Source organism: Pyramidobacter sp. CG50-2, assembly GCF_003612005.1.
Lineage (GTDB): Bacteria > Synergistota > Synergistia > Synergistales > Dethiosulfovibrionaceae > Pyramidobacter.
Map to the genome: position 1 here is coordinate 1 of NZ_RAWT01000065.1, position 12,930 is coordinate 12,930.

Consider the following 12,930-nt stretch of genomic DNA (forward strand, 5'->3'; position numbering starts at 1 on the left):
AATGCAAGCTTCTTTTAATTCAGATTTAATGCAACGGGGTACCGGATGTTGCGTTGCATTTACCTTGAAGAATTTCAATTCGAGAAAACCCCGGCGAAAAAGTTTTTGGGGGCTTGTCAAAATCGAAAAGATCTGTATAATAACCACGTGTTCAAGAAACGCCCGGGTGGCGGAATTGGTAGACGCGCTAGATTCAGGTTCTAGTGGGCACTAGCCTGTGGGAGTTCGAGTCTCCCCTCGGGCACCATCTTTTTTGTGGGGATGGCAATGTCACCGATACGCGAGGGCTGCATCAAGCGGTGCTTGGTGCAGCCCTTTTTGTATTTTGCGCAGCTTTTTTCGCGGCGCGCCGCCCCCTTTTGTAAACGGCGGCGAAGCCCGTGAGCGACGGATTAACCACTTAAGTTCGCTGAACGCCGAGAGTGAAAAAATCCGTGTCGAAATTTTCTTTCTAGTGAGACTTTTATTCTGAATGTGTGGAGGTTGAACACGCATGGCTGAGTTTGTTCCGGTGAGCAAGGGGCGTCAGCGTCTGATTTTCGGCAGCGGGCACGATGTGATCCCGCTTCCCGACATGGTGGAAGTCCAGCGCGAATCCTATCGCAGTTTTTTCCAGGAAGGCGTGGCGCCGGAGGATCGCGAGCCCGTAGGCCTTCAGGAGCTCCTCGACGAAATTTCCCCGATCAGCAATTTCGACGGCAGTTTCCGTCTTGAATTCCTGGGCTACGAGATCGACGAGCCTTCCATGTCCCAGGAGGAAGCGAAGCGCCGCGACTGCACGTGGCACCGTCCTATCAGGGCCAAAGTGCGCCTGCACAACGATCGTTTGCAGGAGGTGCGCGAGGAGGAGATCTACCTCGGCGACTTCCCCGTCATGACCCCGCGCGGCACTTTCATCATCAACGGCACCGAGCGTGTCGTCGTCAATCAGCTGGCCCGCAGCGCCGGCGTGTACTTCAAGTCCGAACCCGGCGCCTCGGGCGTACAGAACTATTCGGCGAAGATCATTCCCGAGCGCGGCGCCTGGGTGGAGTTCGTCATGACCGGCGATTCGCTGTCGGTCAACATCGACAGCCGCCGCAAGCTGCCCGCCACGCTGCTGCTCAAGGCCTTCGGCCTGGGGACGAACGAAGAGCTGCTCAAGGCGTTCGGCGGCGTCGTGGAAGATCTGGACATCGTCACGGAAGAAGCGGCCGGCCGCCTGCTGGCCGAGTCGGTCACCGATTCCCGTGGGCAGGTGCTGCTCCACGAAGGGACCCGACTTGACAAAGACGGGCTCGAGCTGCTCTGGGAACAGGGACGCACGTCGCTCAAGGTGTGGAATGTGGCGCCGATCTTCGTCTCCGCTCTCGAGAAGGAGAACACCAACAGCACCGACGAGGCCCTGCTGGAAATTTTGCGCCGTATGAGGCCGAACGAGCCCGTGCGCATCGAGGGCGCGCGCGAATACTTCGACGAACTGTTCCTCGACGTGCGCCGCTACACGCTGGGGCGCGTCGGCCGCTACAAGCTGAACCGCCGCCTCGGCCTGGACCTGAAGAAGGACGAATATCTGCTCACGCTCGACGATCTGATCCGCATCGTCAAGGGGCTGGTCGCTCTGCGCGACACGGAGGAGCAGCGCGATGACATGACCTTCCCCGAGATCGGCGAGGAGCGTGTCGACGACATCGACCACCTCGGCAACCGCCGCGTCCGCTCCATCGGCGAACTGCTGCAGAGCCAGCTGCGCATCGGCATGCTGCGCCTCGAGCGTATCGCCAAGGAACGCATGACCACGGTGGCCGACCTCAGCAAGGCCATGGCCCGCGATTTGATCAACGTGCGCCCGCTGGCGGCCGCCCTGCGCGAGTTCTTCGGCTCGGGGCAGCTGTCGCAGTTCATGGATCAAAACAATCCTCTCTCGGAGCTGACGCACCGCCGCCGCCTTTCGGCCCTGGGACCCGGCGGATTGAGCCGTGAGCGCGCCGGATTCGAAGCCCGCGACGTTCACTATACGCATTACGGCCGCATCTGCCCCATCGAGACGCCCGAAGGCCCGAACATCGGTCTGGTGACTTCGCTGGGAACCTACGCGCGTCTCAACGAGTACGGCTTCCTGATCACGCCGCGCCGTCCCGTCAAAAACGGCGTGGTCTCCATGAAGGCGGAAGACATCGTCTATCTGTCCGCCGACGAGGAGGACACCTATTACGTCGGCCGCGCCAACACGCCCTTCGATCCGGAAACGGGACGCTTGACGGAAGACGCCGTATACGCCCGCTACAAGGGCGACATCGTCAAGATCGCTCCCGAACAGGTGGATTTCCTCGACGTGTCATCGAAGCAGGTCGTGTCGGCTTCCGCCGCGCTGATCCCGTTCCTCGAGCACGACGACGCCAACCGCGCCCTGATGGGCTCGAACATGCAGCGCCAGGCGGTGCCCCTGCTGCTGCCCAAAGCGCCTTTCGTCGGCACTGGCATCGAAGAGCGCGTCGCCCGCGATTCCGGCTGCTGCGTCTATTCCTCCTGCGACGGTTCCGTCACCTACGTCGATTCCGACCGCATCGAAGTGACCGACGACGGCGGCGGCCGCCACGAATTCGAGCTCGACAAGTTCCTGCGTTCCAATCAGGGCACGATCATCCATCAGCGTCCAAAAGTCGACGTGGGCGACAAGGTAAAGGCCGACGAACTGCTCGCCGACGGCCAGTCCGTCGACGGCGGCGAGCTGGCGCTGGGGCGCAACGTGCTCATCGCGTTCGTGCCGTGGGAAGGGTACAACTACGAGGACGCGATCCTGCTCAGCGAAAAGCTCGTCAAGGAAGATTATTTCTCTTCCATCCACATCGAAGAGTACGAGATCGACTCCCGTGACACCAAGCTCGGGCCGGAAGAGATCACCCGCGACATTCCCAACGTCGGCGAAGACGCGCTGCGCAACCTCGACGAAGACGGCGTGGTGCGCATCGGCGCCGAGGTCAACCCCGGCGACATCCTCGTCGGCAAGGTCACGCCCAAGGGCGAAGCCGACCACAGCCCCGAGGAGAAGCTGCTGCGCGCCATTTTCGGCGAGAAGGCCGGCGAAGTGCGCGACACGTCGCTGCACCTGCCTCACGGCACGCGCGGCAAAGTCGTCTCCGTCAAGCGGCTCAACCACGTCGACAATCCCGAGTCGCTCAGCCCCGGCGTCAACGAAGTCATCAAAGTCTACGTGGCCCAGTGGCGCAAGATCACCGTCGGCGACAAGATGTCGGGACGTCACGGCAACAAGGGCGTCGTTTCCCGCATCCTCCCCGTGGAGGACATGCCCTACCTTCCCGACGGCACGCCCGTCGACGTCTGCCTCAACCCGCTGGGCGTTCCCAGCCGCATGAACCTCGGCCAGGTGCTCGAGGTCATCCTCGGTTTCGTCGCCCTCAAGAACGGCTGGCACGTCGGCACTCCCGTGTTCGAGGGCGCCACGGAAGAGGAGATCTACACGATGCTGCAGGAAATCTCCGACCGCGAGCCCGACCTGCGCGGCAAACTCTCGTCGGGCGGCACGATCCGCCTGCGCGACGGCCGTACCGGCGATCTGATGGCCGAGCCCAGCACCGTCGGCGTCATGTACATGCTCAAGCTGAACCACCTCGTCGACGACAAGCTGCACGCCCGTTCCGTCGGGCCGTACAGTCTGATCACGCAGCAGCCTCTGGGCGGAAAGGCCCAGTTCGGCGGCCAGCGTTTCGGCGAGATGGAAGTCTGGGCCCTGCAGGGCTACGGCGCCGCGCATGTGCTTCAGGAGATGCTCACCGTCAAGTCCGACGATATCCGCGGCCGCCTCAAGACCTACGAGAAGATCATCAAGGGGCAGAACCTCACCAAGCCCGGCGTGCCCGAGAGCTTCAAGGTTCTCGTCAAGGAACTGGAGGGGCTTGGCCTGACCGTTTCCATCGATTACAGCGACGGCACGTCCGGTCCCCTGCCGATCGACGACGATGACGACGGCCCGCGTCGTCCCAGCGACATCGACAACATTACCGCCAACGACATGATGTTCGCCGCCGAAGCGGATCTGCCCGGTCAGCCGGCGGAACGGGACGTTGAAGAATCCGACGGCGAGGAAGAATCCGAGATGCTGCCGGATGCGGATGAAGAAAACGCCGGCGGCGAAAACGCGGCGGATCCCGAAACTCAGGAAATGCCCAATCTGAACGAGTAAACGGCAAAAAGAAGAGCGGGAGAGACGCTGCTGCCGCCTCTTTCGCTTCCGAGCGTTTTTCGGTCCCGTATTCGTCTTTTCGTCATTTATTGGATAGAAATGGAGTGATTCTCCTTATGAATAAAGAAATCGTCGGAATCCGTCTGCGCCTGGCCACCCCCGACCAGATCCGAGAGCTGTCCCACGGCGAAGTCAAAAAGCCCGAAACGATCAACTACCGCACGCTGCGTCCCGAACGCGACGGCCTTTTCTGCGAGCGCATCTTCGGGCCGACCAAAAGCTATGAGTGCGCCTGCGGCAAATACAAGAAGAGCGGTCCCAAGTTCAAGGGAGTCGTCTGCGACCGCTGCGGCGTCGAAGTCACCGACAACCGCGTGCGCCGCGAGCGCATGGGGCATATCGAGCTGGCGGCTCCCGTCGTGCACATCTGGTATCTGCGCGGCATTCCCAGCCGTCTCAGCCTGCTGCTGGGCACGCCCACCAAAATGCTGGAGCGCGTGGTCTATTTCGCACCGCTGCGCAAGCGCGAGGCGGCGTACAAGGTCGTCATTGAGGGCAAGCGTCCCGACCTGGCCGCCAAGGACGACGTGATCTCCGAATCAGAGATGCGCGTCCACGCCCATTACGATCCGAAATTCAAGGCCGAAGAAGCGTACCGCATCCTTTCCACCGACGACGTGCCGCTTTCCGTCGGCGACGTGATCAGCGCCAATCAACTGGCCCGCTATCAGTCGGAGTGGGGGGAGGAATCCTTCTCGGCGGAGCCGGCCTACACGATCGTTTCTCTCAACGGCGTCACGGCCGACGAAGTCCCCGTGCTGACGGCTGAAGGCCCCGCCGCCGAGTCCGCAGGCGAGATGAAATGGAAGCCCGGCGACAGTATTTCCGAATCCGATCTGACTGCCCTGCGCGGTGGCAGCGAAGTGGAGGCCGAGCGCCGCAAGACCGGCACTCAGGACAGCTACATCGTCACCTCGGTGACCCGTCTGCCCTACGGCAAGGGACAGATCCTTTCCCAGTCGGAACACACCCTGTTCCAGGAAAAATATCCGCACCGCTTCACCTCGCAGCTCGAGAGCGTCGTCGTCGAGGATCCCTGCTACCTGGTCATCGACGAGGGCGAATCGCCGTTCTCCGATTCCGACATCATCATCGAGCGCGAACAGCATCTGTGCTCGGCTTACGATCCCAAGTTCAAGGCCGGCATCGGCGCCGAGGGCGTGCGCGAAAAACTCTGCGCCATGGATCTGAACCACCTCGTCCAGGAGCTGCGCGAGGAACTTTCCGAAACGACGGGGCAGAAGCGCCGCAAGATCGTCAAACGCCTTCAGGTCGTCGAGGATTTCCGCAAGGGCGACTGCGCGCCCCAGTCCATGGTGCTCGAAGTGCTGCCCGTCATTCCGCCCGATCTGCGTCCCATGGTCCAGCTCGACGGCGGCCGCTTCGCCACCTCCGACCTGAACGATCTGTACCGCCGCGTCATCAACCGCAACAACCGCCTCAGCAAGCTGAAGGAACTCAAGGCGCCCGAGATCATCATCCGCAACGAAAAGCGCATGCTTCAGGAATCCGTCGACGCCCTGATCGACAACGGCCGCATGGGCAAAGCCGTGCTCGGCGCCGGCAACCGGCCCCTCAAGAGTCTCACCGACCTGCTGCGCGGCAAGAAAGGACGCTTCCGCCAGAACCTGTTGGGCAAGCGCGTCGATTATTCCGGCCGTTCCGTCATCGCCATCGGTCCCTTCCTGCGCCTCTATCAGTGCGGCCTGCCCAAGCAGATGGCGCTGGAGCTGTTCAAGCCGTTCGTCATCCAGAAGATGGTCGAGAAGGGCATCGCCACCAACGTCAAAAACGGCAAGCGCATGATCGAGCGCGGCAACGAAGAGATCTGGGGCATCCTCGAAGAGATCATCAAGGACCATCCCGTCATGCTCAACCGCGCCCCGACGCTGCACCGTCTGGGCATTCAGGCTTTCGAACCGATCCTCATGGAAGGCAAGGCCATCCGCCTCCATCCCATGGCCTGCACGGCCTTCAATGCCGACTTCGACGGAGACCAGATGGCCGTTCACGTGCCGCTGTCCATCGAAGCCCAGACCGAAGCGCGTATGCTCATGCTGGCCGCCAACAATCTGCTTTCGCCCGCCAGCGGCAAGCCGATCGTTTCGCCCACCCAGGATATCCTGCTCGGCGTGTACTACATCACCAACATGGTCTCCGGCCTCAAGGGGGAGAACACTTACTACGACAGTCTCGACGACGTGATGACCGCTCTCGATCACGGAGCGGTGCACGTCAACACGCGTATCTATCTGCGCTGGGATCCCGAATGGAAGCCGCTCACCAAAAAAGGCATGGAGGACGGCGATTTCCTCGATCCCAAGACCCGCAAGTGGCTGATCACTTCGCCCGGACGCGCTTTGTTCAACCTGCACCTCAACCCGCGCCTGCGCTTCGTCAACTTCCAGATGGGCAAGAAAGACCTCAGCGCCATGCTCGACAAGGCGTACGATTATCTTAGCCACATCGAGATGGTCGACACGCTCGACTCCATCAAGAACCTCGGCTATCACTGGGCCTGTCTCAGCGGCCTGAGTTTCCAGATGCAGGCGATCGTCATCCCGCCCGAGAAGCAGCAGCTCGTCAATGAGTCGCTGGACGTCGACGGACGCATTCGCGACCAATACGAGATGGGGATTCTCACCGAAGACGAATATCTGCGTCAGAAGGAAGATCTGTGGTCCGGCGCGGCCGGCAAGATCGGCGACTCCATCATGGATCACATGGCTGTTACCAACCCTATCCGCATGATGGTCGAGTCCGGCGCCCGAGGCAGCAGAGGGCAGCTGGCGCAGATGGCCGGCATCCGCGGCCTGATGGCCGATCCGACGGGGCGCATCATCGATTATCCCATCACCACGAACTTCCGCGAAGGCATGAACATGCTGGAGTACTTCATTTCCACGCATGGCGCCCGCAAGGGGCTGGCCGATACGGCTCTGCGCACCGCCAAGTCGGGATATCTGACCCGCCGTCTGGTCGACGTCGCCCAGGACATCATCGTCCTCGAGGAAGACTGTCACACCAGCAAGGGCATCAAGATCGAGCCGATGAAGAGCGACGGCAAGGTCGTCATCCCGCTGAGCGAACGCATTGCCGGGCGCACCAGCCTTGAAGACATCGACGATCCCGTCAGCGGTGAACGTATTATCAGCAAAAACGAACTGATCTCGCCGGACAAGGCCCTTGAAATCGAGAACCTTCGCGAGCACATCTGGGTTCGCAGCCCGTTAAGCTGCGAGTCGCCTTACGGCATCTGCCAGAAGTGTTATGGCGTCGATCTGTCCAGCCGCAAGATGGTCAACATCGGCGAAGCGGTCGGCGTCGTCGCGGCGCAGTCCATCGGCGAGCCCGGCACTCAGCTGACGATGCGCACGTTCCACACCGGCGGCGTGCGCATTTCCGGAGAGGACATCACCCAGGGGCTTCCTCGCATCGAACAGCTTTTCGAAGCCCGCCGCCCCAAGAAGGTCTCCTATCTGGCCGGGCTCAACGGCAAAGTGGCCGAAGTGCGCGAGCTCGAGGGCAAGCGCAAGGTCATCATCGAAGGCACCCCTAACGACAGCGACGTCGTGCAGAAGGTTACCTACAATATTCCCGCCTCTCAAAGCATTCTGGTGGAGGAGGGGGATGAAGTCAAAGCGGATACTCTGATCACCGACGGTTACATCGACCCTCAGCAGCTGCTCGAAGTCGAGGGACAGGAAGCCGTGCAGAAATACTTGGTGGACAGCATCCAGGAAGTGTATCGTTCGCAGGGCGTTTCCATCAACAACAAGCACATTGAGGTCATTCTGCGCAAAGTCGCTCCGATCAACCGGCTGCGCGTCATCGACGAAGGCGACACTTCGCTGGTGGCGGGCGATCTGGTCTGGGCTTCCGACGTGCAGAAGGAGATCGACGAACTGACGGCGGAGAACAAGCGCAATCTTGAAGAGGCCGTCAGAACGCTTTCCGGCAAAACCTTCCTTGGACAGGAAGGCGTTCATCCCACGCCGGAGATCACGAGCCGTCAGAAGACTGTTATCGACCGTCCGCTGGTCGAGGAACTTCTCAAAGCCGGCACGCCGATGACCAAGCTTCATCTGCGTGACAGCGACGGTCCGCTGGACGTCATTGTCGGCGAAGCTTCATTCCGCGCGCGCCTGAAAGGGTTCCAGCCCGTGGAACCCATCACCTGCGCCGACGGCACGGTGATCCCCAACTCTCGCGAGCTGACGCTGCAGGACTTGACTCGCATCACAGCCACGCCTTCGGAGCCTCATTTCTATCGTGACGTGGAAACTTTGCGCAAACTCACTGACGCGGCCTATTTGGCCAAGGATGTTTCGATAGGCGACACGGTGATCGCCAGGACCAACGATCTGGTCAACGGCGAGCTGGTGCAAAAACTCAGCAGCAATCCCGTCAAAAGCATCCGCATCTGGAAGAACGTCCAGCACATCGACGTTATCGATTACCTCCAGGAGCGCCTGATCAGCACTCACTGGGGCAAACTTCTGACTGCCGCTTTCGACGCCGAAGGCAATCCCGCGCCTAATATGCCCAGGATCGTCGACGCGTCGGTGATTCGGGCCATTCTGCAGAACAAGATCAAGACGCTGGCATTGCACGACAGCGACAAGCCCGTTCATCTTGACGAGTATCTGGCCCAGGCGCTCATCAATGCCGTTGTCGGCAAAGTCACGCTGGAAGCCGTAGAACTCGGCGAAGGCAGGGGCAGCATCCCCGCCGGCGTTACGCTCACGGAAGAACACGCTGCCCGCATCATTGCCAGCCGCGTGCCGAAGCTGAGCCTGCGTCCCGCTTCACCGCAGAGCGAAGAAGTGACGCTGATTTCACGCGTTTCCTACGTGCGTAAGCTGCGTGTTTCTCCCGTATGCAAAAAATTCATTCACGGGATCACCAAGGCCGCTCTGGCAACAGAGAGTTTCCTGAGCGCCGCGTCTTTCCAGCAGACCGCCCAGATCCTTGCCGGCGCCGCTGTGCGCAGTCAGGTCGATCATCTGATGGGGCTCAAGGAGAACGTCATCATTGGTCACCTGATTCCTGCGGGAACGGGGATCGAACGCTTTCAGAGCCTGAATGTTTCCAGCAAGTTCGTGCCCGTCTCCGAAGCTGAGAACGCCGATGATGCTGCGGAAAAACAGCTGTCTGACGGCGCTGAGGTCCCGGCGGACGAGTGAGAATCTAAGAAAAGTCAAATGTGTAAGTTTAAAATGTCGAAGAAATCGGCTTAAAATACTCGATGCGGGGCGTGCTAAAAGCTTGACATTAGCGCGCCCCGTTGCTATTATCACTTGGTGTCTTTCGTGCGAGGGTGAACTGTGTCCTTTTATCGGGAACCGCGATGATTCCAAGGATGCGCGCTCTTTCCCTCGGGAAAGGTGAACGTCTGGGACCATTTTGGTTTAATCTGCCGTGGATCAAGCCCCAGGGCTTGAGTAAACGAATGCTCTCGAGAGAGGCTGGTTTTTCTTCCCCGCGCGGAACTTATCCAGACAAACCCGGACCGGTGTACATCATACGGAAGACAGCCGGAGAAGTTGTTCTTCGGCGAAGTTCAATAGAATTTTTTCGGAAGAAGGAGGAAATATCGTGCCAACAATCAATCAGCTTGTGCGTAAGGGACGCGTCGCTGCGACTTACAAGTCGGCGTCTCCCGCGCTGCAGAACTCTCCCGTTCGCCGCGGCGTCTGCACCCGTGTCTACACCGTGACTCCCAAGAAGCCCAACTCGGCCCTTCGCAAGGTGGCTCGTGTCCGTCTGACCAACGGCATTGAGGTTACGTCTTACATTCCCGGCGTCGGACACAACCTGCAGGAGCACTCGGTGGTTCTCGTGCGCGGCGGTCGCGTCAAGGACCTTCCCGGCGTCCGTTACCACATCGTTCGCGGAGCTCTCGACTGTGGCGGCGTTGCGGATCGCAAGCGCAGCCGTTCCAAGTACGGCGCTCGCCGTCCCAAGTAAGTATTTAAGGAGGAAATTCCATGCCGCGTAAAGGGCATATCAAAAAACGTGAAACCATCGCTGATGCGACTTACAACAGCGTTGTCGTCACGAAGTTCATCAATACTCTGATGCTCGACGGCAAGAAGAGCATTGCCGAAGGCATTATGTACGGCGCTCTCGAAAAAGCTTCCGAGAAGCTGAAGGTCGAACCCATGGCTCTTTTTGAGAAGGCTATGGAAAACGTCAAGCCCGCGGTCGAGGTCCGTTCCCGCCGTGTCGGCGGCGCGACCTATCAGGTCCCCGTCGAAGTCGCTCCCGCGCGTGCGCAGGCGTTGGCCATCCGTTGGATCATTTCCTACGCCCGCAGCAAAAAAGGCATGCCCATGGCGGAACGTCTTGCCCGCGAGTTGATGGACGCCTACAACAATGAGGGCAGTTCTGTGAAGAAACGCGAAGATACCCACAAGATGGCCGAGGCCAACAGAGCCTTCGCTCATTACCGTTGGTAGTCAGCCGTTGGTGACGTTTCATGCTGACTAAGGATCTGACGAAACTCCGCAACATTGGCATTGCCGCCCATATCGACGCCGGGAAGACCACGACCACGGAACGCATCCTGTTCTACACGGGCGTGAACTACAAGATCGGCGAAACTCACGACGGCACCGCGACCATGGACTGGATGGCTCAGGAGCGCGAACGCGGGATCACCATCACTTCCGCCGCTATTACCTGCCAGTGGAAGGATTGTTTTATCAATATTATTGACACTCCCGGCCACGTGGATTTTACGGTCGAAGTGGAACGTTCTTTGCGCGTCCTCGACGGAGCCGTTTCCGTCTTCTGTGCGGTCGGCGGCGTCGAGCCCCAATCGGAAACGGTCTGGCGTCAGGCTGACAAGTACAAGGTCCCTCGCATCGCGTTCATCAACAAGATGGATCGTGTCGGCGCGAACTTTTTTGGCGTCGTAAGCCAGATTCATGATCGTCTCGGTGCTCGTGCTGTGCCGGTGGTTCTGCCCATCGGTGCGGAGGATTCTTTTCAGGGAATCGTTGACCTTCTTCATATGAAGGAGGTCGTCTATGTTGACGAAACCGGCGCGCATCCTGAGCTTCGCGACATTCCCGCCGATATGCTCGACGACGCGAAAATGTATCGTGAGAACCTCATCGAGCAGCTGGGCGACGTCGACGATGAGATCATGAACATGTATCTTGAAGGGCAGGAGCCGACGGTCGAACAGCTGAAGGCGGCCATCCGCCGTCAGACGATCGCGCTGAAGTTCGTGCCCTGCTTCTGCGGCAGCGCTTTTAAAAATAAGGGGATTCAGCCCGTGCTTGATGCGGTTATCGATTATCTGCCCAGTCCCGTCGATATTCCCGCAGTCGAGGGGACTTCTCCTGATGACGAGACCAAGGTGATTGAACGCCATCCTAAGATGGACGAGCCGCTCTCGGCTTTGGCGTTCAAGGTCGCTGTCGATCCCTTTGTGGGGCGTTTGACGTTTTGTCGTATTTACTCCGGCACGCTTCATACTGGCGACACTCTTTACAATCCTGCAAGCCGTAAGCGCGAACGCATTGGCCGCATCCTCCTGATGCATTCCAACAAGCGTATCGACATCGACGACGCCAGCGCCGGCATGATCGTGGCCCTGCCCAGTCTCAAAAACACCCGTACGGGTGACACTCTCTGCGACGAGAACAATCCCGTCGTGCTCGAAAGTCTGACCTTCCCCGCTCCCGTCATCACGCTGGCGGTCGAGCCCGCGACGACCGAGGACAAAACCAAATTGGCCAAGGGGCTGATCGCTCTGTCTGACGAAGATCCGACCTTCGTCGTCAAAGATAACGAAGAAACGGGGCAGACGACGATCTCCGGCATGGGCGAGCTCCATCTTGACATCATCGTCGACCGCCTGCGCCGCGAGTTCGGCGTCCACGTCAACGTCGGGCGTCCGCAGGTCGCTTACCGCGAGGCCATTCAGAACCGCGTTGAAAAGGTTCAGGGCAAGTTCGTCCGTCAGAGCGGCGGCCATGGACAGTACGGTGATTGTGTCATCAACATGGAGCCTTTGCCCGACGGACAAGAAGGATTTGTGTTTGAGGACGATATCGTCGGCGGCGTCATTCCTCGCGAATTCATCCCCGCCTGCCAGAAAGGCTTCGAAGAAGCCATGGGCAGCGGCGTTCTCGGCGGGTTCCCCGTCATCGGCGTGAAAGTCGAGTTGGTGTACGGAAGCTATCACGAGGTCGACTCTTCGGAAATGGCCTTCAAGATCGCCGCTTCGATGGCTTTCAAGGAGGCCATGAGAAAGGCGAATCCCACGCTGATGGAGCCTATTATGTCCGTCGAAGTCGTGACTCCGGAGGATTACGTGGGCGACGTTATGGGCGATCTTTCGTCCCGCCGTGGCCGTGTTGACGGCATGGAAATGAGGGCGAATGCCCGCGCGATCAAGGCCTATGTGCCTCTGGGCGAGATGTTCGGTTACGCCACCGATTTGAGAAGCAAAACTTCGGGGCGCGCCAACTACACCATGCAGTTTGACCACTACGAACCGGTTCCCAAGAATGTTGCCGAGACGATCTTGAACCCCAGCGGCGCTGACTCCGCTGGCAAAAAGTAAGTTTCTAGGAAAGCCTAGGGAGGAAAAAACAATGGCAAAAGAGAAATTTGAGCGCAGCAAGCCCCATCTGAACATCGGAACGATCGGGCACATCGACCACGGCAAG

At 59.6% G+C, this 12,930-nt stretch carries 5 protein-coding genes and 1 tRNA gene; all 6 read left to right on the top strand.

Annotated features, from left to right (window positions below; translation table 11 throughout):
* Positions 1 to 160: 160 nt before the first annotated feature.
* The 6 genes from D7D26_RS10920 to fusA all read left to right on the top strand — a co-directional run bounded on the left by D7D26_RS10920 (position 161) and on the right by fusA (position 12,824).
* Positions 161 to 247 (top strand) — tRNA-Leu (locus tag D7D26_RS10920).
* Positions 248 to 493: 246 nt separating this feature from the next.
* Positions 494 to 4,183 (top strand): DNA-directed RNA polymerase subunit beta, encoded by a 3,690-nt coding sequence (rpoB, locus tag D7D26_RS10925; RefSeq protein ID WP_120373061.1) that lies wholly within the window; start codon positions 494 to 496, stop codon positions 4,181 to 4,183.
* 116 nt (positions 4,184 to 4,299) lie between these two features.
* The gene (gene rpoC, locus D7D26_RS10930) at positions 4,300 to 9,429 is read left to right on the top strand and encodes a DNA-directed RNA polymerase subunit beta' (protein ID WP_120373062.1); all 5,130 of its coding nucleotides are present in this window, start codon (positions 4,300 to 4,302) and stop codon (positions 9,427 to 9,429) included.
* A gap of 412 nt (positions 9,430 to 9,841) precedes the next feature.
* Entirely contained in the window at positions 9,842 to 10,213 is a 372-nt protein-coding gene (gene rpsL, locus D7D26_RS10935) for a 30S ribosomal protein S12 (protein WP_009165707.1), read from the top strand.
* Positions 10,214 to 10,233: 20 nt separating this feature from the next.
* Positions 10,234 to 10,704, top strand: coding sequence for a 30S ribosomal protein S7 (rpsG, locus tag D7D26_RS10940; protein ID WP_078017087.1), 471 nt, complete (start codon positions 10,234 to 10,236; stop codon positions 10,702 to 10,704).
* Positions 10,705 to 10,724: 20 nt separating this feature from the next.
* Positions 10,725 to 12,824, top strand: a complete 2,100-nt coding sequence (gene fusA / locus D7D26_RS10945; protein ID WP_078017086.1) for an elongation factor G — start codon at positions 10,725 to 10,727, stop codon at positions 12,822 to 12,824.
* Positions 12,825 to 12,930: the final 106 nt, after the last annotated feature.